General features: G+C 32.5%; 18 protein-coding genes. 5 read left to right on the top strand and 13 right to left on the bottom strand.

The annotated features are described in order from the left end of the window. Position 1 precedes the first annotated feature (1 nt). From Q0842_RS00870 to Q0842_RS00840, 7 genes are all read right to left on the bottom strand, one after another. Positions 2-1771: a BatD family protein gene (locus tag Q0842_RS00870; protein WP_298493016.1), complete on the bottom strand. Its 1770-nt coding sequence runs from the start codon at positions 1769-1771 to the stop codon at positions 2-4. A gap of 92 nt (positions 1772-1863) precedes the next feature. Next, on the bottom strand, positions 1864-2730 hold the full coding sequence (locus Q0842_RS00865; protein WP_298493013.1) for a tetratricopeptide repeat protein: 867 nt from the start codon (positions 2728-2730) through the stop codon (positions 1864-1866). Positions 2731-2829: 99 nt separating this feature from the next. Then, complete coding sequence (locus Q0842_RS00860; protein ID WP_298493009.1) at positions 2830-3867, bottom strand: VWA domain-containing protein; 1038 nt, start codon at positions 3865-3867, stop codon at positions 2830-2832. A gap of 10 nt (positions 3868-3877) precedes the next feature. Beyond that, entirely contained in the window at positions 3878-4882 is a 1005-nt protein-coding gene (locus tag Q0842_RS00855) for a VWA domain-containing protein (protein ID WP_298493006.1), read from the bottom strand. Then, positions 4882-6543 carry a hypothetical protein gene (locus Q0842_RS00850; protein ID WP_298493003.1) on the bottom strand — a complete coding sequence of 554 codons (1662 nt, stop codon included), beginning with the start codon at positions 6541-6543 and terminating at the stop codon, positions 4882-4884. The genes Q0842_RS00855 and Q0842_RS00850 overlap by 1 nt, the downstream gene beginning before the upstream one ends. A 15-nt stretch (positions 6544-6558) precedes the next feature. Then, positions 6559-7425 carry a DUF58 domain-containing protein gene (locus Q0842_RS00845; RefSeq protein WP_298493000.1) on the bottom strand — a complete coding sequence of 289 codons (867 nt, stop codon included), beginning with the start codon at positions 7423-7425 and terminating at the stop codon, positions 6559-6561. 90 nt (positions 7426-7515) lie between these two features. Then, positions 7516-8517, bottom strand: a complete 1002-nt coding sequence (locus tag Q0842_RS00840) for a MoxR family ATPase (RefSeq protein WP_298493542.1) — start codon at positions 8515-8517, stop codon at positions 7516-7518. Positions 8518-8767: 250 nt separating this feature from the next. Between Q0842_RS00840 and Q0842_RS00835 the strand changes: the two genes are divergently transcribed. Genes Q0842_RS00835 through Q0842_RS00825 form a run of 3 tightly spaced genes read left to right on the top strand, consistent with a single transcriptional unit; the run spans position 8768 to position 11311 of the window. Next, positions 8768-9520 carry an SDR family NAD(P)-dependent oxidoreductase gene (locus Q0842_RS00835; protein WP_298492997.1) on the top strand — a complete coding sequence of 251 codons (753 nt, stop codon included), beginning with the start codon at positions 8768-8770 and terminating at the stop codon, positions 9518-9520. Then, a complete protein-coding gene (locus Q0842_RS00830) occupies positions 9517-10146 on the top strand; it encodes a hypothetical protein (protein ID WP_298492994.1) in 630 nt (209 codons plus the stop codon). The genes Q0842_RS00835 and Q0842_RS00830 overlap by 4 nt, the downstream gene beginning before the upstream one ends. A gap of 31 nt (positions 10147-10177) precedes the next feature. Next, on the top strand, positions 10178-11311 hold the full coding sequence (locus Q0842_RS00825; protein ID WP_298493539.1) for an ATP-binding protein: 1134 nt from the start codon (positions 10178-10180) through the stop codon (positions 11309-11311). 190 nt (positions 11312-11501) lie between these two features. Here Q0842_RS00825 and Q0842_RS00820 read toward each other — a convergent pair whose 3' ends face one another. The 5 genes from Q0842_RS00820 to Q0842_RS00800 all read right to left on the bottom strand — a co-directional run bounded on the left by Q0842_RS00820 (position 11502) and on the right by Q0842_RS00800 (position 17440). Then, the gene (locus Q0842_RS00820) at positions 11502-12692 is read right to left on the bottom strand and encodes a DUF1501 domain-containing protein (protein WP_298492991.1); all 1191 of its coding nucleotides are present in this window, start codon (positions 12690-12692) and stop codon (positions 11502-11504) included. A 2-nt stretch (positions 12693-12694) separates the two neighbouring features. Further along, positions 12695-14083, bottom strand: a complete 1389-nt coding sequence (locus Q0842_RS00815; RefSeq protein WP_298492989.1) for a DUF1800 domain-containing protein — start codon at positions 14081-14083, stop codon at positions 12695-12697. Positions 14084-14232: 149 nt separating this feature from the next. Then, positions 14233-14796 carry a hypothetical protein gene (locus tag Q0842_RS00810; protein ID WP_298492986.1) on the bottom strand — a complete coding sequence of 188 codons (564 nt, stop codon included), beginning with the start codon at positions 14794-14796 and terminating at the stop codon, positions 14233-14235. Positions 14797-14816: 20 nt separating this feature from the next. Next, a complete protein-coding gene (locus Q0842_RS00805) occupies positions 14817-15752 on the bottom strand; it encodes an OmpA family protein (RefSeq protein WP_298492983.1) in 936 nt (311 codons plus the stop codon). Positions 15753-15886: 134 nt separating this feature from the next. Continuing rightward, the gene (locus tag Q0842_RS00800) at positions 15887-17440 is read right to left on the bottom strand and encodes an aldehyde dehydrogenase family protein (protein WP_298492980.1); all 1554 of its coding nucleotides are present in this window, start codon (positions 17438-17440) and stop codon (positions 15887-15889) included. A 122-nt stretch (positions 17441-17562) separates the two neighbouring features. On the opposite strand from Q0842_RS00800, the gene Q0842_RS00795 reads away from it, so the two are divergent. Both Q0842_RS00795 and Q0842_RS00790 read left to right on the top strand, forming a co-directional pair. Further along, positions 17563-18612: an isoaspartyl peptidase/L-asparaginase family protein gene (locus tag Q0842_RS00795; protein WP_298492976.1), complete on the top strand. Its 1050-nt coding sequence runs from the start codon at positions 17563-17565 to the stop codon at positions 18610-18612. Between the two features lie 120 nt (positions 18613-18732). Then, on the top strand, positions 18733-24303 hold the full coding sequence (locus tag Q0842_RS00790; RefSeq protein ID WP_298492974.1) for an MG2 domain-containing protein: 5571 nt from the start codon (positions 18733-18735) through the stop codon (positions 24301-24303). Positions 24304-24540: 237 nt separating this feature from the next. Here the strand turns inward: Q0842_RS00790 and Q0842_RS00785 are convergent, their stop codons facing one another. Beyond that, positions 24541-26415, bottom strand: a complete 1875-nt coding sequence (locus tag Q0842_RS00785; RefSeq protein ID WP_298492971.1) for a T9SS type B sorting domain-containing protein — start codon at positions 26413-26415, stop codon at positions 24541-24543. Between the last annotated feature and the right edge of the window lie 44 nt (positions 26416-26459).

The raw sequence follows: 26459 nt of genomic DNA, 5'->3' as shown, positions 1-26459 counted from the left end.
ATTAACGTGCTTGTTTATCAATTAGAGAAATTGTTTTTGCAGACTTATCATAATCTTCCTGCATGGTAACAATGTCAATGGGTGTGTATCGAGCTAACTCACAGCTTTCAAGAATACTTTTAAAATCCTCTATAACAGTATCTTCAACGCCTTTTTTACTTAATAAATCCTTGATTTTATCTTTACTTAACTCATTAGTTTCAATATGTAATTTTGCTTTTAAATAATTATGCAGTGCTTTTTCAAGTGCAATATAAAATGCTTCTTTTTTTCCTAAAGATTTTTTTGCATTGCCTAAATATTTCCTTGCTAACTTATTAGCCTTTCTTATTTTATTACCATAAACATCAGCATCTCTTGTGGCTTTCTTTTTACGAATAAATATAGCCAATGGAATTACTAAGAAAGGTAACAGTAATAAACTCCAAAATAAATTAGATTTAAAGAAATGTTGTTGCTTTATAGAGTAAAAATTTGTTTTTGTTTTAATAAATGAAAACTGATCACTACTTAAAACAACTGCCTGTTTATTATTAGAATTTACATTACTTTCAGTTGAAGATGTATTATTTGAAGGTCCGTTTAAAACATTAATTACAATTTCATCTGAAGACAACCTTTTATAACTTTCAGTTTTTAAATCAAAATATGAAAAAGATATGCTTGGTATAGGGTATTTACCTTTATATTGTGGTACCACCGTATATCTATCAGATATATTTCCTTGCATTCCACCTAAATTAGTTCTAACATTTTCTTCATGCTCAGGTTCATAAACTTCTAAAGAACTTGGTAATGATATTTTTGGAAGTTTAAATAATTTTAAATTTCCATTTCCTGATACATCTACTTTTAGTTGTAATGACTCTGAAGCATCTAACTCTGATTTAGAGGCCGATACGTCAAGAGAAAAATCCCCAACGGCTCCTGTAAAATCAGCTGGCTTTCCTGCATTAGGTAATGCTTTAACATTTATAGTTTTATTACCTGCAGAAACCGTTTTATTAATTCGAGTCATTAATAAACTCCCAAAAATATCTCGTCTATTTGTAGGCACTCGCATAGAGAGGTCGAGGGTTAATGGCTCAATATTTAATTTACCTGTTTTTTGTGGATATAACACCGTTTTTCTTAATACTAAATAACGATAATCTTCACCTTTGTAAGTCCCATTTTGCACTTTTTGGCCTTGAGTGTTTATATTTTGGCTCCAAAAATCATTATATCTTGGTGTGTCAATTTCATTCCAATTATCAACAGCTATTTTTGGCGACACATACAGTTTATAAACTACGGTTATTGCCTCATTTATATATGGATTGGTTTTAGAAACCTCAGCTACTAAATGAATATTTTCTGATGCTAAGTAATTTGGATCATTAGGGTCTTTAGGTATATCTACAGCTGCTGTAACCTCAACCTTTATTGGAGTTGTTTTATAAATCTCATCTTTTATATTTATTGTAGCTTGAGAAATAGTAAAAGTGCCTCGCTTTTTAGGTGATAAAAAGTACGTATAGGTTTTTTTAAAAGACCGCTTACCATTAATCCAAGAATTACTTACTGATTGATTTGGACCACCAACAACAGTAAATCCTGTAAAATCTGGTGGATTAAAATTATCACCATCTTGATTCATTTCAAAATCTATTCGCAAACGTTCATTGACCCCAAGTTTGTTTTTACTTACTTTGGCGTCAAATTTTACCTGTGCATAGGTAAAGGTTGAAATGAGTAAAAATAATATGTATGTGTAGGTTTTAAATTTCATTTTAAATTTAATTGAGATGCTTCAATTACGCTTAGCAAAACAATATGAGTGTTTTTAATCTTATTCTTTATTTTAAGATTTAGAGTTATTAACTACCAATCTTTTTCTGTTTTAATTTTTACGCCTTTTTGTTTTTCAGCATTCATTTTTTCTTGAACTTTTTGCTCTTGATTATTCATTGCTTCTAACAAATTTTTAATTTGTTGTGGAGACAATTGTCCTGGCTGTGGCTGAGGTTTTTGTTGTTCTTTCTTTTTATCTTCATCACCTTTTCCGTTTTCTTTTTTATCATCTTTCTTCTCATCCTTAGGCTTTCCTTCATCGTCTTTTTCATCTTCTCCTTCTTTCTTATCTTGATCGCCTTCGTCTTTTTTGTCTTCTTTATCTTCTCCTTCTTTGTCTTGGTTTTCTTTATCCTTGTTATCTTGATTTTCTTTATTCTCGTCGTTTTGGTCTTGGTTATCTTGTTTATCGTCTTTGTTTTGGTCGTCTTGCTTTTGTTGCTCTTCAGCACAAATTTTAGCCACACTTAAATTGTAACGTGTTTCATTATCTGAAGGGTTATTTCTTAATGCATTTTTATAAGCCTCAACAGCTTCTTTACATTTTTTATTTTGCATTAAAATATTACCAATATTATGAAATGCTTTATGTTTTTCAGGTTTTGAAGTTGCTGTTTTTGTGGCTTGCTGAAGTCTATAAAGTGACTCATCAAAATTTCCGCTTTTATAATACGAAGTTCCTAAATTATACGCAGCAGCTTCTGTTGTTGGTTTTTCGGAAATAGCTTTTCTATATTCCATTTCGGCTAAAACATAATCTTGGCTCTCAATTAATTCATTGCCTTGATACACAAAGTTATTAGCTTTCTTTGCTGCTAATAATAATTCTTTATTTTCTTCTTGGGCAAAAGAAATAAAAGAGATTATTGTTAATATTAATGCTATTATATGTTTCATTTTTATTTCTAAAATATAGAATCTTATGTGTTTTTCTAGTTAAATATTTTATAAAATTAAAACCTTTAGACTATGTTTAAGATGCTCATTTATTTTTATTTAAAGGTTCTCATTAAATAGATTTAACTTCTTTAACCATGCTGTTTTTCGTTCTAATAGTAAAATATCCAATAGTAAAAAGAAAATTCCGAAACCTAAAAACCATTGAAATTGATCTTTAAAATCGGCAAATTCTTTAGCTTCAAACTCGGTTTTATCCATAGAATTTAAAATCTCCCGAATATTTTCAACTACATCGTTTGTATTTTTACCGTTAATATAAGCACCATTAGCTTCTAATGCTATATTTTGAAGGGTTTCTTCATTTAATTTTGTTATGACTGTTTCGCCTTGACTATCTTTTTTATAGTTTAAAACAATACCATTACGTTTTTCTGGAATTGGCCCTCCTTTTACATCTCCTACTCCAATAGTGAAAATTCTAATACCTTCTTCGCTAGCTTCTTCTGCCACAAGAGCAGCTTGTTCGCTATGGTCTTCACCATCTGAAATTATAATAAGTACACGATTAGTTTGCTCTTCATCATCAAAATACGTTTTAGCCAATTTAATAGCTTCATTAATTGCTGTTCCTTGTGATGATAACATATCGGTATTCATGTTATTTAAAAACATTTTTGCTGATGCATAGTCCGTTGTAATTGGTAACTGCGGGAACGCTTTTCCTGCATAAGCAATAATACCAACACGATCACTCGCCAAATTATTTATGATTTGAGTAACTAGTTGTTTTGATTTTTCTAATCTATTTGGTGCAATATCTTCTGCTAGCATACTTTTAGAAACATCGACAGCAAAAACAATATCTACACCTTCTCGCTTAACGGTTTCTAACTTAGTTCCAATTTTAGGGTTTACCAATGCTATTACTAAACAAAAAAATGCCATACATAAAACAATAACTTTTAAAACAGATTTAAAAAGGGATCTATTTGGGCTTAATCGTTTAAGAAGTGGTAAATCTGCAAACTTTTTTTGTGTTTTGTATCTCCAGAATTGAAGCAATAAAAAGAGCAAGATTATTACTGGAATAATCCCTAATGCCCAAAACCATATTTTTTCTTCTAATTGAAACATTAATTATTTTTTATACGAAACTTCTAAAAACAGTATAGCGTAATAGTAATTCTATAAGCAATAATAACCCTGCCAATATTACTAGTGGTCTGTATTTTTCTTCGTAATTGTAATATTTAAACTCTTCTATTTCTGTTTTTTCAAGCTTATTTATTTCGGCATAAATCTCTTCAAGCTTTTTATTATTGGTGGCTCTAAAATATTTACCTCCTGTAACTTCGGCAATTTCTTTAAGCAAATCTTCATCAATCTCTACTTGAATTCTTCCATATTGAAAATTTCCATTTGGTAAAATAGCAACTGGTGATAGTGCCATACCATTAGTTCCTAAACCAATGGTATATGTTTTTATACCATATTCTACAGCCAATTCACTAGCTATTTTTGGGTCTATAAACCCCGAATTATTTACTCCATCTGTCAATAAAATAATAACCTTACTTGATGCTTTACTATCTTTTAATCGATTTACCGAGGTTGCTAAACCCATTCCAATAGCTGTTCCACCCTCAATTATTGTATTATATTTAATACTTCTTAATGAGCGAAGTACAATAGATTTATCGCTTGTTATGGGTGTTTTAGTGTAACTTTCACCTGCATATTCTACTAATCCTATTCTATCATTTGGCCTGCCTTTAATAAATTCTGCTGCTACTTTTTTTAAGGCTTCTAATCTATTTGGAGATAAATCTTTAGCAAGCATACTTGCAGAAACATCAATAGCCATAACAATATCTATTCCTCTGGTGGTTTTTGTTTTTGTAGACACATCAACAGATTGTGGTCTTGCCAATGCCATTATTAATAATGCTAAAGCAAACAATCTTAAAACAAAAAGCAAATGTCTTAATTTAGGCAACCATGAATTAGTTACTTTAAAGCCTTTTAGGCTTGATATTTTAAGTTCTGCGGTTTGTTTTTTGTTTTTAAAAACATACCAAAGCACAACCAATGGAAGCGTTAACAGCAACCAGAAAAATTCCTTATTTACAAATTCAATGCCTTCTAACATTATTCGTCTGCTGGTTTAAGTTCAACTGAATTTAAAATGCGTTCTACTATTTGGTCTGCGTATTTATCATCTCTTGGAGAAGAAATAATAATTTGTTGCAATATGTTTTCTGAAACAAATTGTAATAAAACATAATTACCTTCTTGTGTTTTTTGAGTTAAAAGATTATTGGTTTTTAATGTACCGTAAGTTTTTAATCCTTCTGCGCCGTTAGGTGTTTTAAACTTATCTCTTAAAACAACAATATCTTGTGCTCCTTGTTGCTCCATTCCTTTTATACTCCCTTCAGATGTTTGCTGGAGATCTATTTTTTTATCGCCTAAATTTTTGTAGGTTGTAGTATTTACCATTACGCTGAATGGATCTAAAATAGACCCATACAAGAATGATGTCATACTTATTTGCGACTTCATTTCATCTGGAACAGGTAAATCAAATCGTTTTAATACTTTAGGTGTTGTTATTGTAACTGGAGGGAATCCATATTCACTTCGTACCCAATCGCCCTCTAAAAGCTCTTTACTATCATGACCAATTATGGTATCCTTTACAATATCAAACCCATACTTAATTGAAAGCCCGGTTAAGGTAGCTAATAACAAAAAGATACTTATCCCAACTGTTAGCCATATTTTTTTACGTTTCTTTTTTCGTTCTTGTTCTTCTCTATATTTCTCATCTAAAAGCTTTTCTTCTTCAGTTGGTTCTGGTAATGCCTCTTTTACATGATCTATTTCAACATCGATTGTGTCTCTATCAATTTTAGCTAACTCTACATCTGGAGCAGATTTTGCGAATTTCACTAAATCTGCACGTTTTAATATACTTTCAAGGTTCTTTATATCGTCATGACTTAAATCGACTTGATTCCCTTCTTTAAGTAAATTTAATCTTGAAATTAACTCGTCGGTAGTACTTTCTAAGGCTTTATCATATACTTTCTCATCAAGATATTTTCTAATAATAAACGTTAAATCCGAGTAATAATCCTTTAGGTTTTTATTTTCTAAATACGGACTTTCGTCTAATTTACGTAAAGCTAATTTTGCTCTATCATATGGTGGTAATAAGGCTATTTTTTCATCTTCAGACAATGGTTTTTTTCTCCAAATAAACCAATATAATAAGAATGCTATTGCTCCTATAATTAGTAATGCCAATAATAGGTATTTCCACCAATTACTTCCACTTTTTTCAACACCAATTATAGGTTTTATATCGTAAAGTCCTTGAGTAGTATCAACCACAACATTGTTAACTTCAACTTTTAAAGAATCTGTGAAAAAGGTTTTATCGCCAATTATTATTTTTTGTCTTGGTATAGTGTAAGCCCCTGAGTCAAATTGTGTTAATCCATATTTTTTAACTAGGTTATATTTATCCTTTTTCTTGAGTGTATCAATGTCATAAGATTCAATCATCTCTAGCGGTGAGAACGTTTGACCTTCTGGAAAAACAACCAAATTTGTAGTGTCTGTTTCAACTTGAATATGATATGTGATTTGCTCACCAATTTTAATTGATGTTGAATCAATAGTTGATGAAACCTGAGAATATGATACTAAAGATAGAAACACGAAGACACAAGACAGAAGTAAGCTCCTTTTGAAACTTTTTTCTGCTTTTGAAATGCAATGCATAAATCGTAAATCGTTAATCATAAATCGTTAATATTATTACCCTCTTCTTTTAAAATATCCTAAAAGCTTTTTTACATAGCTTTCGTCTACACGACAATCAATAGCGCCCGCTCCAGATTTCGTAAAACTCTCTTTATAATAATTAACCTTTTCATTATAAAATTTAGCATAGTTAAGACGCACTTTTTTTGAAGATGTATTTACCAACATCAACTCACCAGTTTCCTCATCTTGCATTTGTACGATACCTAAATTTGGAATACCTTCTTCTCGCTTATCATAAACTCTAATTCCTGTTACATCATGTTTACCAGAAACAATTTTCATGGTTTGATGATAATCGTCTGCAATAAAATCAGACAATACAAATACAATAGCCTTCTTTTTCATAACATTTTGCATAAATTTTAATGCTTCGGCTAAATTAGTTTGTTTGCTTTCTGGCTGAAATTCTATAAGTTCTCTAATAATACGAAGTACATGAGAACGCCCTTTTTTAGGTGGGATATACAACTCGACTTTATCTGAAAATAAAATCAATCCTATTTTATCATTATTTTGAGTAGCCGAAAATGCTAGAGTAGCTGCAATTTCTGTAACTACTTCGTTTTTAAATTGCTGCTCGGTACCAAATAACTCTGAACCCGACACATCTACCATAAGCATCATGGTAAGCTCACGTTCTTCTTCAAAAACTTTTACATAAGGCTCATTGTAGCGAGCGGTAACATTCCAGTCTATATTCCTAACATCATCACCAAATTGATACTGTCGTACTTCGCTAAAAGTCATACCACGACCTTTGAAGGTTGAATGGTATTCTCCTCCAAAAATATGATCAGACAACCTACGTGTCTTAATCTCTATTTTACGTACTTTTTTTAGTAATTCTTTAGTATCCATTTTCCAATTTACGATTGAGGATTTTTGATTTACGATTTCTTATAACTTAGAAATCACAAATCGTAATTCGGCATTCTTAAATGTGAAATCCTATGGTACTTCTATTTCGTTTACTATTTTATTAATAATATCTTCTGAAGTTACATTTTCAGCTTCAGCTTCGTATGTAATACCTATTCTGTGTCTTAATACATCATAAACTACTGCACGAACATCTTCAGGAATTACATATCCACGACGTTTAATAAATGCATAACATTTAGCTGCTGTAGCTAAGTTGATACTTCCACGAGGAGATGCCCCAAATGATATTAATGGCTTTAAAGCTGGAAGCCTATATTTATCAGGATAACGTGTTGCGAAAATAATATCTAGTATGTATTTTTCAATTTTCTCGTCCATGTATACTTCACGAACAGCTTCTTGAGCTTTTAATATTTGAGATATTGAAACTACAGAATTTACTTTATCCCAAGCACCTTTAAGATTAGCCCTCATAATTAATTGTTCTTCGTCAAGTTTAGGATAATCAATAACAGTTTTTAACATAAAACGGTCAACCTGTGCTTCAGGTAATGGATATGTTCCTTCTTGCTCAACTGGGTTTTGAGTTGCCATTACTAAAAAGGGCTTATCAAGCTTAAAAGTTTCATCACCAATAGTCACTTGCTTTTCTTGCATCGCTTCAAGTAAGGCAGATTGTACCTTAGCTGGTGCTCTATTTATCTCATCTGCTAATACAAAGTTGGCAAAAATTGGTCCTTTCTTAATTGAAAAATCATTAACCTTCATGTTATAGATTAATGTACCAGTAACATCTGCCGGCAATAAATCTGGTGTAAACTGTATTCTGCTAAAACTACCATCTACAGCTTGTGCCAAAGTATTAATTGCCAAAGTTTTTGCTAAACCAGGAACACCTTCTAAAAGGATGTGTCCTTGACCTAGTAAACCAATAAGCAAACGTTCTACCATGTGTTTTTGGCCTACGATGACTTTATTCATCTCAAGCATCAGTAAATCAACAAAAGCACTTTCTTTTTCAATTTTCTCATTAATTGATTTAATATCAATTGTTCCTGTTTCTTCCATCATTTTTATTTTATTAAAAGCTTGTGTTTAGGCTTCGTATTTTTCGGCTTGCAAAATGTTAAAAAAATACTTGTAATGGTGTTAAAAAATGGTTAAAAATATTAAGGAATCTCAATGTTGATGCCATTTAACAAATAATTATTATAAGTTTATCTTAAATACATAATGCATCCTTACTTTTATAATTCAAAAAGCTTGTATTATATAATACCTTTTAGGTATTTTTAAAGATAATACTAAAATACACTAAATGAAAAAAACAGCATTAATTACTGGAGCAACAAGCGGAATTGGCGAAGCTACAGCTTATGAGTTTGCAAAACAAGGCATTAACTTAATAATATGCGGAAGGCGTTTACAACGTTTAAATACCATTCAAAAAGCTTTAGAACGTTTAACTAATGTGCATATTTTAAATTTTGATATTCGCGATAAACACGAAACTTTTAAAGCCATAGAAAGCTTACCAAAACCTTTTAAAAATATTGATATTTTAGTTAATAATGCAGGAAATGCACATGGCTTAGACCCTATACAAACTGGAAATATTGACGACTGGGATGCCATGATGGATATAAACGTAAAAGGTTTACTATATGTTAGTAAAGCTGTAATTCCACAAATGACAGAACGAAAATCGGGGCATATAATAAATATTGGGTCTTCGGCAGGTAAAGAAGTATACCCAAAAGGTAATGTTTATTGTGCTAGTAAACATGCTGTTTTAGCTATTACAGAAGGGATGCGTATTGATTTAAATCCATTTGGAATTAAAGTTGGTTCAATTAATCCTGGTTTAGTTGAAACCGAATTTTCACAAGTACGTTTTAAAGGAGATGCTATTGCTAATAATGTTTACAAAGGCTTTAAAGCTTTACAAGCTAAAGACATAGCCGAAATTATTTATTTTGCTATTTCAAGACCACCTCATGTAAATATTGCCGATTTATTGGTACTTCCTACGGCTCAAGCAAGCTCTACTATTGTGAAGAAAAAAGTATGAAAGATTGGTTAAAAAATGAATGGTACACTTTGGTTTCTGAATATTCAGAAGATGATTATTTAATTAATAATCTTTGGGAAGAAATTGAAAAGAAATATAATCATAAATCTAGGCATTATCACAATTTAACGCATATCTATAATATGCTCATTCAGTTTGAAGAATTTGTAAATGACATTAAAGATAAAAAATCTTTAAAATTTGCTATTTGGTATCATGATATTATTTATAAATCAACAAAAAATAACAACGAAGAAAAAAGTGCTGTTTTTTCAAAAAAACGACTAAAACAACTCAATTTTAATGAAAAAAGACTTGAAATTATTCAAAACCTTATTATTTCAACTAAAAAACATGAATTAATTTTAGTTGATAATAATGATAATTCAATTTTTTTAGATTTAGATTTATCTATTTTAGGAACCAATTGGGAGACTTATAAAATATATATTCAAAATATTAGAAAAGAATATGCTATCTATCCTGATTTTATGTACAAAAAAGGAAGAAAAAAAGTATTACAACATTTTTTAGAACGCGATACATTATTTTTTACCAAAAAATATAAAACCCTTTTTGAACACCAAGCTAAAGAAAATTTGAAGAAAGAAATCGAATTACTATAATAAGACTCCCTTCAAAATGAGGGAAAAAACGATGATTAACAAACGCTTACTTATAAAACACCTTTTAGCTCACAACGATGAGAACAGTTTTTATGATAAAAAGCGAAAAACTGATATAACACATAAAGAAGGCAAAGCTAAGTTTCTTAAACATATTTGTGCGCTTTCAAATAGCAATCCAAAAAACAATTCATACATAGTTATAGGTGTTGAAGACGAAGACAATACCATTATTGGTGTTGATTTTTTTGATGACAGTAAAATTCAAAATCTCATAAATGCCTATTTAACTAATCCGCCAATTGTACAATATGAAAACATTCCGTTTCCTCATTTACCAGATGATAAGGTCGTAGGGTTAGTAACTATAAGACCTACAGGAAAAATTACTTCACTTAAAAAAAACATTTGGAAATATTACGGTGGTTCTGTTTTTTTTAGAGATGGTAGTATGAGCATGCCTAAGATTTTTGATATTGAAATTAAAGATGTGAATTCCAAAATTGTTGAAGCCATTGAAAAACACGCTCAAAATAATATTGAGCATACATTAAATGGTGTTTTTGATTTTATGAATAACCGAAAAGACTTTAATGCACAATACAAGGTGTTTAAAGAGTATTTTGTAGTCTGTTGGGCAGGCCAAAAAAAAGTAGTAAAAAATGAAACATTTTACTCTAGAGTAGATATTGAATTAATTAACGAACAAGTTCGCTTATTCTTCTCAGCTTTAGATGAAGTTTCAATTGGTATTAACGATGATAGTTTTAAAATTATTGAATACGTAAACTTAGGTCTTCAAGGGTCAAACAAATATTATAAACTTGAAGAAACTATAATTATATTTGAAGACAATGCCAATTATAGTATAGAAACAAAACTACTATTTGAACCACCTCAATTTGATAAAAAAATACTCCATCATATTTACAATACCAATAATGCTATTTTAGAAAAATTAAAAAAAGGGTTAGAACTTACTAAGAGTGAAGAAATTGATTTAAAAAACCTACCAGCAACCTATTTAATATGCTATTTAAATTTATTTCATCAAGCAATTGACAAACTTAACGAGGCAAAACCTTACTTAAAAGCCTACAACAAAGATATTTACAATTTATATAAGGAATCTTTGAGAATACTTCGAAAAATGAAGTATAATTAACAAATGTTAATAAATTTAACCTTAAGTTAACTTTAAAATTTTGAAATTAAAGATAAAAAAGTAACTTTGCATTGCTATTAATCTTTTTAATTAAACCTTGTGCTCCAAATCGATTTTACAATCTGAGTCAAGGTTTTTTTTTGCTTTAACATTACTCTAAACCTTTATTACTTTACAAAATCCATTGATTTTATATAAAATCTAGTTGTGTAAATGACCTATTTAGCACTTTTTTATCATCTACTTCTAACCATTTATTTAAAACAGTTGCATATATGGTTCTAAAATCAATTTCAAATTTTAAATCGCCGTTATCATCTAAATCACTCAAACTTGCCATATTATTATAAAAACCTTGCTTTTTAAGGTTCTCACCAATTACAAAAATATTGTTTGCCGTACCATGATCTGTACCAATACTGGCATTTTGTTTTACTCTACGACCAAATTCGGAAAAAGTTAAAATTAAAGTATTTTTAAAAGTATTATTGGTTATTAAATCTTGAACAAAGGCCTCAATACCATCTGCATATTGGCTTAAAAGTCGTTTTTGGGTATTAATTTGATTAACGTGAGTATCAAAACCACCTAAAGCTGTATAAAACACCTTAGTTTTTAATCCTGAGTTTATAAATTGTGCAGTAGTTTTTAATTGTTTCCCAAACTTGTTATTTGGGTATTCTTGAAGACTACTATATGTTTTACTGGTTTCAAATATATATTTAGCTGAAGACTCTGCAGCTATCATAGATTTATATAAATACCCCAAATTATGCTCGCTTAAATGAGCATCATTTTTATGTTTGCTTAAATTTTTAAAATATGGGTCTTTTGATAGGTTGTAAAAAGATTTAGCATCTTGTGTTGCAATGGCATTTACATTTTCGCCTTTCATCGCTAAAGATAAACTTTCGTCTATTTCGATAGCGCTATAAGGTTGCTTTCCAAAGTTGTCTAAATAACGCCCTAGCCACCCGCTTTGCGAATATTCATTAGAATTTGTTGCGGTTTGCCAAATATCCATAGATCTAAAATGAGATCTTACTGGGTTTGGGTATCCTACATTGTTTATTATAGATAAATAGCCTTTGTCATATAACTTTTTTAGTGGCTTTAAACTTGGATTTAAACCTACCTCATCATTTAGTTTTATAATATCTTTTTCTTTTATTGCCAACGATGGGCGTTCTTTATAATACAAATCATTCCTATAAGGAATAACTGTATTTAAACCATCGTTGCCTCCAGAAAGTTGTATTATTACTAATCGTTTGTAACCTAATTTGTTACTTGCAACTTCTTCAAAAGCTCTAACAAAGCTAGGAACAAAAAACAAACTACTTGCTAAAGACGACTGCTTTAAAAATTTTCTTCTGTCCATAATTAACACATTTGATATTCGGGTAACGACATAAGTTGTATACAATACTCCTGTTTTGATACTTTTTTTAATGAGCTTAAATATGCTTTAGTACCTTCATTTATCTGGCATGCTATTAAATGATTTTCTATAGCATCTATTTTAACATTTTTAAATTGATTATTGAAGTACTTCCAGTTAGTTTTAACATTAAATCGATTTCCCATTTTTCGTTTAAATAGCTCTTTTTCTGTGTTTACACTTTCACTAGCTTCATTTTGTTTTAATTTGGAGATATATGCGTTATTTAACAACATTGATGGCAATTTTAATCGCAAAACAATGGTGTTGCTATCTATCCAATTTTTACCACCTTTCCACCCAGATACATTTGGGGGTTTTAGCAAAACCTGTCCTAATAAACGTTGAATATATATTAATTGCTTAGGGTTTTTAAATGTTGTTGGTACAGTTTGTTTTAAACCTACTAAAAGTTCAATGGGCGATTTAATTTTTGTTCCTATGTTTTTTTCATCATAGAACCATTCTGAACTTAACATAAAACGCATAACACGCTCAATGTTATAGTCTTTATAAAAAACATTTACCATGGCGCTTATATGTTTCTCATCAATAGTTTCGTTAACAAAATAACGATATAGTTTTTCACATATAAATTTTGCACATTGCTTTTGTTCTAAAATAATTTCAATAATATCCTCGCCAGTAAAATTTCCTTTTTTTCCAAAAAATGTTTTGTCTCCTTCGTGATGAGTTCGCTTTCTAAAAACAAATTCACCCTGTAAATTATGGCTGTATCCAGTAAAGGCTTTGGCACTTTCTTTAATATCATTTTCAGAATAATGACCAACTCCAAGTGTAAACAATTCCATTAACTCTCGAGCAAAATTCTCGTTTGGTTTCTGCTTTTTATTTTGTTTTGTATTTAAATACTTTGTCATGGCTGCTTCTTTGGAAATAGCGTTTACAAAATCTTTAAAGTTACCTAAAGCATGTTTTCTTAATGTATTATTAAATTGTTGGATGTATGTAATACTGTTATCTTCACAAACAAAATGATTTGCCCAAAACAACACCATCTTTTCTCTTAATATTTCTGGAGTATTACTAAGTCTATTTATCCAAGCAATATTAAATTCTATTTGTTTTTTACGACTAATTTTTTGAATTTTTCTGCGAGTATCTGGATCAATTTTTTTGATATCCACCATACTCCTAAAAATCTCTTTTATTTCAGAAGTATCAACCTCCAAAGGTGTTACTTTTTTTGAAGCTGTAAAAAGATTATTGATTATAACTTTTTTACTCTTACTTGATAATTTATAAGTTTCAACGGGTAGAATTCCAAAACCAATACGTCTATATAAATGTTGTATGTTTTTAGTTTCCATAGAGTAATAATGTTAATAACAAGAAAATTAATAATCTTGTAATCTATTAGACTACAGATTATTAAAATAGTTTAAAAAGTTAATTTGAATACAAAAAAACCGTTTCAATTTTTGAAACGGTTTTTTTAAATAATTATTGGTTTGAGAACTTATTTCCCACCATCTAATTCGTCTTGTAATTTTAAAAGCGCTTCCCATTGACCTTCGTAAGCTAATTTAGCTTGCTTTGGCCATGTACCAGGCTTGTGAATTTTATAACGATTTCCTCCAGAATTTAAAACATCCTGGCATTTATCTATTGTACATTCTGATAATGCTTTCCATGTTTTCACATCATGATTATGAAATAATTCTTGAATTTTTGGACCAATACCTTCAACAACTGTTAAATCGTTTTCTTTTATCTTTTTACCAAAAACTGCTTTTGCTGCAGATGCATCAAATGCTATTGACGTTGCTGTTGTAGCTGTTAAAGACGATGCTGGAGCTGCACTCGCTGCCGCTAAAGATGAAGCTAATGATGATTTTGTTGATTTTAAATCACCTTCTAAAGAAACCTTACTTAACTTACAAGCATCTAATTCAGTTTGTAATTTTCCAAGTTTTTCATGGCAGTCATCATGGTTAGAGCCACCTAATAACTTACCTAATAAGTAACCTAATATGGCACAAATTGCGCCAACTAATAATGGGATTAATATACACCAATTCATAATTTTATATTTTTTAAATTTTAGTTAATTGTTATTACTGTTCTTCTGTTCTCTGCTCTACCTGCTTCTGTAGCATTATCTGCAATAGGTACATTTGGTCCTTCAGAAGATGTTTCAATATTGCTTTCTAAAATGCCATTTTTAACTAAATAGCCTTTAGCAAAATCGGCACGTTGTTGGCCTAGAACAATATTGTTTGTTGCATCACCAGTATTATCAGTATGCCCTACAACCTGTATTATAACACCTAATTTATCTACGCAATGAGAAATATCTGCTATTTTCTGGCGTTGTTCTGATGTTAAGTTAATAGATGCTTGCCCTGTTTGAAAATGCAATATTAATGGGTTTGCTCTAATAGCATCACAAGCTGTTTTTAAAGCTTCGATTGTCGAAGTATCTGATTCATCTGTTGTTAAAACACCAAACTCTACTGGGCCAAATAAAATATTACTTTCATCTGGATTAATGCTATCATTTAATTTTCCATAAGTATCTATTTGTCTTGAAGACACACCATGTAAAACCAAGTAATTTTTAACCGAATTGGCTCTTGCTATCCCAAGATTAGGGTAGGCCGAATTGTTGGTTTCATCACTTTTATAAAAACCTGTAATATCAACGGTTTTTGTAGGATTAGCCAATAAATAATCTTTTAATTTTAAAACACCATTCTCAACATTTCCTGAAACTGGGTCTAAAATTGAAAAATTAGAAGTTTTAAAATTGAAATTATCACTCATTTCAATACTAAAATCGCCGTTAGCGTCTTTAATCATAAATGCATTTCTGGTTGCATCTTTAATTTCTGGTGTTACAACACTTTCAGTCTCGTTTTGTTTGTTTTTACATGATTCTTTGCCACAGCAAAGACTACAACATAAAAAATAATACAGAATCGTACCGAGAATAATAGTGAGTATAATTCCTAAAAGATAGGATGATTTTTTACTCATTAGATATTAGTTTTTGGTTATTAAAATATAAGTGCTTACAATATAACACTTTAAGTTCTAAAATTAAGAAACATAAAAACCAAAAAAGTCACATTTATAAAAATGTGACTTTAATATGAGTAATTTAATAAATTTTATAAATCAAATTTAATACCTTGAGCTAAAGGCAACTCAGTAGTGTAATTAATGGTATTGGTTTGTCTGCGCATGTAAACTTTCCAAGCATCTGAACCCGATTCGCGTCCGCCACCTGTATCTTTCTCACCTCCAAAAGCACCACCAATTTCGGCTCCTGAAGTTCCAATATTTACATTAGCAATGCCGCAATCTGATCCTTGAACAGACAAAAAACGTTCCGCCTCGCGTAAATTATTCGTCATAATAGCAGAACTTAACCCTTGCGCCACTTCATTTTGAATGTCTATAGCATTTTCAACCGTTCCAGAATATTTTAACAAGTATAAAATAGGTGCAAAAGTTTCGTGTTGTACAATCATAAAATTTGGTTTAGCTTCTGCAATTGCAGGCTTTACATAGCATCCGCTTTCATAACCTTTTCCAGAAAGCACGCCACCTTCAACTACAAGGTTTCCGCCTTCTTCAACTACTTTCTCTAAAGCATTTTGATACATTTTAACAGCATCTTTATCTATTAACGGTCCAACATGATTGTTTTCATCTAGCGGGTTTCCAATGCGCAATTGTTTATACGCATCAATAACAGCAGTTTTTACCTTATCGTAAATCAATTCGTGAATTATTAATCGGCGTGTACTAGTACAACGCTGTCCTGCGGTACCAACGGCCCCGAAAACAGCACCTATAACCGTCATTTTTATATCGGCATCTGGCGTAACAATTATAGCGTTATTGCCACCTAACTCCAATAAACTTTTACCTAAACGCGCAGCAACTTCTTGAGCTACTATTTTGCCCATTCTAGTAGAACCTGTGGCAGAAACAAGGGGAATTCGGGTGTCTTTAGTCATAAATTCGCCTACCTTATAATCGCCGTTTATTAAACATGAAATACCTTCTGGTAAATTGTTTTCGGCAAAAACTTCAGCTGCTATGTTTTGGCACGCCACACCGCATAAAGGTGCTTTTTCTGACGGTTTCCAAACACAAACATCTCCACAAACCCAAGCTAAGGAGCTGTTCCAAGCCCAAACAGCAACTGGGAAATTAAATGCTGATATAATACCAACCACACCCAGCGGATGGTATTGCTCGTACATGCGGTGTCCTGGCCTTTCAGAATGCATAGTTAATCCATGTAACTGTCGTGATAACCCTACTGCAAAATCACAGATATCAATCATTTCTTGAACTTCGCCCAAACCTTCTTGATAACTTTTACCCATTTCGTAGGACACTAGTTTACCTAAAGCCTCCTTTTTTTCTCGTAATTTATTACCAAATTGGCGAACAATTTCGCCTCGTTGTGGCGCTGGCATTGTTCGCCAAGTTTTAAAGGCTGAAGTAGCGGCTTCCATAACGTTTTCAAAATCAGCTTTTGTAGTAGTTTTTACTTTGCCAATAAGTTGACCATCAACAGGTGAATTACTTTCAATAATATCCCCATTAGAAAAATTATTTGCTCCTGTAGAAGTACCCATATTTATTTCTTTTACACCTAAGGTTTCGAGTGCCTTATCTATACCAAAATCAGTCGCTTTTGTATTCATTAATTATTGATTTATTGATTATTTTGAAATTCTTTACGAATATACTAATTAATAGTCGTTTTTATTGAAATTTACTAATGATAAAAATTACTAACTTTATTGACAAATAAAATGCATTCTTCATGAAAAAATTTATTTATTTATCCCTGATTTTCTTAATTGTTTCTTCCTGTAAAAAAACACCCAAATTAGATTCCAAAAACATAGAAAATGAACCAAAAAAAGTAGAGTTTTCTATAATTATACATGGTGGGGCTGGTAGTATAAGGCGTGATAATATGTCTGAAGAAAAAGAAGCTGAATATAGCCAAAAACTAGAAGAAGCTGTACGCGTAGGCTATAACATATTAAAAAATGGTGGCACAAGTTTAGATGCCGTACAAAAAACAATAAACATTTTAGAAAACTCACCACTTTTTAACGCTGGAAAAGGAGCCGTATTAACTTATGAAGGCATTAACGAACATGATGCCTCTATAATGGATGGAAACACTCTAAATGCTGGTGCTTCCGCTGGCACAAAAACCGTTAAAAACCCCATTAATTTGGCTAGAGCTATAATGGATAAATCACCGCATGTGATGCTGTCTGGACATGGCGCAGAAACCTTTGCAAAAGCACAAGACTTAGAAATTGTAGCACCTAATTGTTTTTTAATCGAGCAAAAATTAAAATCGTTAAAACGCGTTAAAGCTTCAGAAAAAAATAAAGTTGCTTCGTTTTATGATGCAGACCTACAAGATTCAAAATTCGGAACTGTGGGTTGTGCAGCTCTTGATAAACACGGTAATTTAGCAGCCGGAACTTCTACTGGTGGTATGACCAATAAACGTTGGGGACGCATTGGCGATTCGCCTATAATAGGTGCTGGTACATATGCAAACAATAACACTTGTGCTGTATCAAGCACAGGTTGGGGTGAGTTTTTTATTCGTGGTATTGTAGCTTATGATATTTCTGCACTTATGGAATATAAAGGCTTATCACTAAAAGACGCTGCAAAAGAAGTAATTCAAAACAAATTACCCTTTATTGGAAACCAAGGTGCAACAGGCGGTATTATCGCCATAGATAAAAATGGAAATATGGTTGCCGAATTTAACACTCAAGGTATGTTTAGAGCTACTATGAATGAAAACGGAGAATTATACATTGGTATGTTTAAAGAATAATTTTAATAACGATTTAACAACTCTTAAAAGTCTAAACTTAAAAAAATGAACGTACTTTTAATAACTAGTAAAGCCCCTACACTTTCTTTTCATATTTTGTTCATTTAAATTCATCAATCCATGTCATTAAAAAAGCTTTTCACTACCGTATTAATTATTACGCTAGTTATATCCTGTAAAAAAAAAGTTGTAGAAACCGATAACCTTTTTAAGTTTCGAGACTATATAAGCTATACCACTTCGGGCATAACATCGGTAGCAAATCCTATTCAAATTAATTTAGCTAATGAGGTTGAAGGCTGGGAAATGGGTCAGGACATTACAGATAACATTATAAGTATTAAACCTCATGTAGAAGGCAAATTAACAGCCGGAAATAAGCACACGCTCCTTTTTACACCCGATGAAAATCTAGAACCAGATACCGAATATACAGTTACCCTAAAACTTCGCGACATTTATAAAAATATGCCCGATGGTTTTAGCGATTACACCTTTCAGTTTAAAACAATAACACCAAGTTTTAATATAGATACCAATCATTTACAATCGTATAGCAAAAATTGGCAGTACTTGGAAGGCGTAATAAAATCTGCCGATATCATTTCGCTTAAAGATGCCAAAACCTTAGTTGAAGCGACTCAAAATGGTAAAAACCTATCCATAGTTTTTAACGAAGCCAATACATCTTCAAAGTATTTCGAGTTTAAAATTGATAGTATTAATCGTAAAATAGACGACGATAACATACTTGTTAAATGGTATGGAAAAGCCATAAAAGCATCAAACGAGGGCGAAAACACCATGGCTATTCCTGGTATAAATAATTTTAGCATTGTAAACGTAGACGTCATTCAATCGCCCGAACAATATTTATCTATTAACTTCTCAGATCCGTTAAAAAAACAACAAAATTTTGATGGTTTAGTCACTATTCAAAAGGTAAAAAACCCAAAATACATTGTAGATGGCAATGTATTAAAAGTATATCCAGACACTAAATTAGTTGGCAACATTCAAGTTGATGTATTTCAAGGCATAAAAAATACCGATGGTTTTAAGCTGAAGAAACCTTTTTCTGAAACCATTGCTTTCGAATCTTTAAAACCACAAGTTCGACTAATTAGCAATGGTACTATTTTACCAAATTCCGAACAACTAAAATTCAATTTCGAGGCAGTTAATTTAAGTGCTGTTGATGTTCGTGTTATTAAGATTTTTGAAGACAATATCCTTCAGTTTCTACAAGACAATAATTTAAGCAGCAATAACACTTACGATATTAAAAAGGTTGGTCGTCGTATTGCAAAACAAACTATACCACTACAAACCGCAGCCGAAAATTCTGGAAAATGGAAAGCCTATAGTATAGATTTATCTCAATATTTTAAAGCAGATGCTGGCGCCATTTACCGTATAGAATTAAGTTTTAATAAAAGCTATTCGTTATACGATTGCGAGGCTAATGCCGGCATTTCAAATTCTGAAAGCGATGATTACAATGATTATTATGAAGATGATTACTACGAGGGCGATTACACCGAAACAGATGGTGAAGATGAAGAATTACGGGAAGAAGCATATTGGGACAACAAGGCTTACCGCTACAAAAACTATACATACAATTGGCGCGAAGAGCAAAACCCATGTCATGATGCGTATTACGGCGAAAATAAAATAGTGTCTCAAAATTTATTGGCTTCAAACTTGGGTGTTATTGCTAAACAAGGCGCTAACAACTCGTATTATTTTGCAGTTTCCAATATACTTAATACCAATCCTGAAGCTGGTGCTACGGTGGCTATTTATAATTTCCAGCAGCAAGAACTAGCCAGTAGAAATACCGACGAGCAAGGTTTAACCTTAATCGATTCCGATAAAAATACAGCATTCGCCATTGTTTCAAAAGGAAAAAACAAAACCTATGTAAAACTTCATGATGGTAACTCATTATCCTTAAGCAAATTCGATGTGTCTGGAAATCGTTTACAACGCGGACTTAAAGGTTATATTTATGGCGAACGCGGTGTTTGGCGACCAGGAGACACGTTACATTTAACCTTTATGCTAAATGATAGAGCAAACCCGCTCCCAAAAAACCATCCTGTAAAACTCGAAATTACCGACCCCAATGGCAAATTGGTACATAAAAACGTTACCACCAATAATATTGATAATTTTTACAAGTTTACAGTAACAACCTCTACCGAAGATAAAACAGGAAATTACAATGCTAAAGTATCTGTTGGAGGTGCTACATTTTACAAACCTTTAAAAATTGAAACTGTAAAACCTAATCGCTTAAAAATTAAAGTCGATTTTGAAAACGAGATACTTTCTAGCAAAACACCACTAGAAGGGCACCTAGATGTAAAATGGCTTCATGGTGCTCCAGGGAAAAATTTAAAAGCCGAGGTAAAAGCTAAATTTAGTACAGCCTATACGGCGTTTAAAAACTATAAAGATTATACGTTTAGCGACCCAACACGAAACTTTCAAACCGAAGAAATAAATGTTTTTGAAGGCAAAGTAAATAACGAAGGCTTAGCCACAATAAATAAAAAACTGAGTGTTGGTAAAAATGCTCCTGGTATGCTTAACGTTCAATTTTTAGTCCGTGCCTTCGAAAATGGTGGCGATTTCTCAATGGACGCCTTTACAAAACAATACGCACCTTACGAGTCTTTTGTCGGGTTACGTTCGCCAAAAGGCAATGCGTACGGTTCGTTTTTTACAGACGAAAATCAAACGTTTGATGTCGTTGTAGTCGATAAAAATGGCAAGCCTATAAAACGAAACAATCTAGAAGTTAAAATTTATAAAGTAGAATGGCGTTGGTGGTGGAATTCCTCTTACGATAATTTGTCTAGCTACGTGTCTAGCAACTACCATAGGCCTTACACCACAACAAAAGTAAATACAGATGCAAATGGGAAAGCCACTTTTAACATTAAGGTTCCCGATAATGATAGAGGCCGCTATTTAATAAGAGTTTCCGATCCTATAAGTGGTCATGCCACAGGGCGAACAGCCTATTTTTATAAAAACTGGTGGCAAAAAGCACCGTCTAGCGATAAAGAAGCGGCTAAAATGTTAGTCTTTTCCTCAGATAAAGAAAACTATAATGTTGGCGAAACCGCTAAAATTACCTTTGCATCAGGAAGCGAAGGGCGTGCTTTGGTAAGTATAGAAAATGGTACCGAAGTTTTAGATTATAAATGGGTAAAAACAGCCAAAGGAGAAACCGTAGTAGATATTCCAATTAGTAAAGACATGGCACCAAATGTGTTTGTAAACATCTCATTACTACAACCGCATGCTATTACGGCCAACGATTTACCAATTCGTTTATATGGCGTAATTCCAATTATGGTAGAAGACCCAAACACTATATTGGAACCTCAATTGCAAATGCCAGATAAGTTACGACCAGAGCAAACCTTTGAGGTTAAAATATCTGAAAAAAACAAAAAAGCCATGACCTATACCATTGCTATGGTTGAAGAAGGCTTGCTAGATTTAACACGTTTTAAAACCCCAAATGCTTGGGATGAATTTTATAAACGTGAAGCTTTAGGTGTAAAAACTTGGGATGTTTTCGATGATGTTATTGGTGCCTATTCTGGTAGCATAGACCAAGTGTTTGCTATTGGTGGCGATGGTAGTGCTGCTGGCGGAAAAAACAAAAAAGCAAACCGTTTTAAACCTGTGGTTACTTATTTAGGGCCTTTTAAATTGGATGCAGGACAAACCAAAACACATCAAATAAAACTACCAAATTACATAGGTTCGGTACGCACCATGGTGGTTGCAGGAAACAACAGCAATGAAGCTTACGGAAGCACAGATAAGGCTGTAGAAGTTAAAAAACCGCTTATGGTTTTAGCAACGCTTCCGCGGAAGTTAAGCCCAGGTGAAAAAGTAACGTTACCAGTTACCGTTTTTGCTATGGAACCTAAAGTGAAAAATGTAAACATTAGTTTAAAACTGAGTGATGGTATTTCGATTGTTGGAGAAACCACTAAAACCTTGAGTTTTGCCCAACCGGACGAACAAATGGCTTATTTTGAATTAGATGTTAGTAAAGCTAAAGGCGTTAATACCGTTGAAGTGATTGCTACTGGAAATGGTGAAAAATCGACTTACAAAGTAGAGTTAGATGTTTTAAACACCAACCCAATAACATCTAAAGCTATAGATAAAACTTTGGCAGCAAATGCTTCTGAAACTTTAGATTTCACAACCTTTGGTGTGGCAGGAACAAATGCTGCAACCATTGAGTTTTCAACCCTTCCGCCAATGGATTTTTCACGCAGGCTGCAATACTTAATTCAATATCCGCATGGTTGTGTAGAACAAACTACATCGAGTGTGTTTCCGCAATTATTTTTAGCCGATATTTTTGATTTAACTTACGATAAAAAGAAACAAATTCAAACCAATGTAGAAAATGGCATTAAGCGTTTAGGGCATTTTCAACGGGCTCATGGCGGACTAAGTTATTGGATTGGAGAACAAAGCGCGAATGATTGGGGAACAAGTTACGCTGGTCATTTTATGCTTGAAGCCGAAAAGAAAGGCTATGTATTACCACTTACCTTTAAAAGCAATTGGTTAAAATACCAAAAGCAAGCGGCTAGAAATTGGCGCCCTAGCTATAGAAGCTATAATTCCGATTTGGCTCAAGCCTACAGGCTTTACACATTAGCATTAGCCGGAAGTCCGGAATTAGGAAGCATGAACAGGCTTCGAGAATTTTCCGAAATTTCTAACGAAGCCAAATGGCGATTGGCAGCAGCTTATGCTTTAGCAGGACAGCAAGAAGCTAGCGATAAAATTTCGCAATCGGCAAATATTAATTTTAAACCTCAGCGTTATAATTATTACACCTATGGATCTGTCGATAGAAACCGTGCTATGGCTTTAGAGACTATGGTGCTTACCAAAAACGCTAAAATGCGAGAACTAGCCGAAACTATTGCTAAAGATTTATCGAGCGACCGATGGATGAGTACACAAACCTCGGCATACAGCTTATTAGCTATGGCTAAAATGGTTAATGCCAATGGCGGAAAAGCGTTAAACGTAAATTACACTATAAACGGAAAAACTGAAAATATAGACACCAAAAGTGCCATTGCACAACGTGAATTACAAGTTGTTGATGGCGCTAATAATTTAACTTTTACAAATGCGAAAGACAATGTGGTTTATGTTAGAGTTTTAAATTCTGGAAAATTACCGCTAGGTCAAGAATTGGTAGAGCAACGTGGTTTAAGCGTATCTGTTAAATACAAAGACTTAAAAGGCAATCCAATTGAAATATCTAAGCTTATGCAAGGTCAAGATTTTATGGCCACCGTTAGCGTAAGTAATTTAAAAAATGCGGCAGTAAATGATGTGGCTTTAACCCAAATTTTCCCCTCGGGTTGGGACATTGTAAACACTCGTTTTACAGCCTTTGGAAGCACCGTAACAAGCGCAGCAAGACATACCGATATTAGAGACGACCGCGTAAATTTCTATTTTGATTTACCAGAAAAAGGCAAACACAGCACCAAAACGTTTAATGTGATGTTGAATGCCTCGTATTTAGGCACCTATTATTTACCTGGTGTACAAGCCGAAGCCATGTACGATAATGAATTTTTAGTTAGAACTAAAGGAGAATGGGTTACGGTTGAGAAGTAATTTGCATCACAATCAACTCCTTCCCTTAAAAAAGGGAAGGTGGCTATAATTACTAAAGGCATTAAAGCCCGAAGGGTACAAAACATAAAACGAACTCCCGTAAAAACAAATCAAACTTAAAATTTAATACGATAAGCTAGCAAACAGGTGCGTTAGGGATTGAACGGCATGTTTGAAATCCCCGACGAAGGAGGGATTGAGTAGTGAAAGCCTGACCCTTGTGGTAACGCTAAAAAACTATCGCTTTAATGTGATGTGGCCTGTAAATTTCTGGCCTTCGATAATGATGATATACCAATAATCGCCTGTTGGTAAAAGTTCTCCATTATAGGTTCCATCCCAAGATAGCGATGTGTTTACGCCGTTTTTAATGAGTTTTCCGTACCTATCGAAAATAGTTACTTGTGATGAACTGTAATATTCAATGCCTTTTAAGTTAAAGGTATCGTTCGCGTTATCTCCATTAGGTGTGAAAAATTCAGGAATGTAAAAATGAATATGTTGCATGGTTATTAACTCATCGCAATCTTGATGTTTTACATGTATAGTGTATAACCCGCCCTCTACATTAAAAAATGTTGGACTGGATTGAAAAGTTATACCATCTAGAGAATATAAAAAATTACCTGTATTTGTGGTTGTAACAATAATATTTGTTCCGTTGGATGCTATATTCTCGATAATTGGATTATCTATTTGCGATAATGTTATGGTTTTTGTAACACTACACGAGTTATTTGATACTACGACGGTGTATGTACCCGGGTTTGAGACTTCTGTTTGCTCTGTACTACTTCCATTACTCCACAAATAAGAAGTTACAGTACTAGGGTCTGCTGGGTTGGCGTGTAGTGTAATTGTTGTGTTTTCGCAAAATTCCAGAGTTTCATCTGTAACTTGTGGGGTGTTGTAATAATCAATTTGTAGGGCTGTTCTTGATGATGATATACAACTACTTTCTATGGTTTCAGCCTCGGCATAGTAAACTCCAGAACTACTAGGGTTGTATGAAGTACTATTAGTTAATAGTAAATTCCCGCCAATATTAGCATCATACCAATTAACATTAACGCCTGTTGGAACAGTTACAGATAATGGTGTTGAATCGTTTTCGCAAATCATTAAATCACCATTACTCAAAGGTGCATTAGGAAAAGGAACAACTCTAATTTCATAAATTTCTGAAGCAGAATTACAAAAATCGTTATCTATATTTGATAATGTTTCGGCAACTTTAACTCTATAATAATTATCTGTACTTATTGATGGTGTAGTATAACTACTATTTGTTTCACCAGTTATATTTATCCAATTTATACCATCTATACTTTCTTGCCATTGGTAAAAATGAGATGAAAATATAGTGTAATCTGGTTTTGCTGTTAGTGTAGTTGTAAAAGGTATTTCGTCTTCACATAAAACTGTAGTATTTGTACCGGTAGCATTTTCTATTTCAATAGTATCACCACACGATTTAAAAACTATATCATCTAAAGCTAAATCGTTTCCACAACCACCAACACCGTTATTAAGCATTTTTAGTATAATTGATGTTTGACTTGGTAAGGTTTGGAATACTAAGGCATACTGTTGCCAATTAGGACTTGATGTACCATTAATATTACCCGTATCACCACTCGCTAATAAGTTTGTATCGGTACTATCCCAAATTTCAAACTTAACATTTATAGGAATGCCATTACCTCCACAGCTAGAGGCGGGGAGCAAATTAATCATCCAAGAAGAAAACTCGTAAGATGTGTTTTCACAGAGTCCGTTTATATAGGTTCTATAAAACTCACCAGAAGCATAATCTGCATTAATTATTAGCATGCGCCCGTTTGTGTCGCCTTCAGTATGGTCCACAATATCATGGAAAGTAAACCAATTAGTGTTGCTTGAAACATTATAAAACCCATCATCTGGTCTCGTGCTACTGTAAGTATAAGATGTAGATCCGGCAGGAAGTGGTACTGTAGCACCTGATCCAAAAGTTTCTATAAAAATTGGATCGCCAGAATTACCAGAGCAGAATCCTAACTGTGCAAAAGCGTTTTTTGATATGAAAACTACCAAAAAAAGCAACCAAGTTTTATATTTCAAAATTTTCATTACTTTATTTTGATTCACAAAAGTTAAAATTAGATTAGCCAAAT

Origin of the sequence: uncultured Algibacter sp. (genome assembly GCF_947495675.1) — a bacterium.
Lineage (GTDB): Bacteria > Bacteroidota > Bacteroidia > Flavobacteriales > Flavobacteriaceae > Algibacter_B.
Note: the sequence above shows the minus strand (reverse complement) of the source record. Positions and strands in the feature narration are given on the sequence as shown.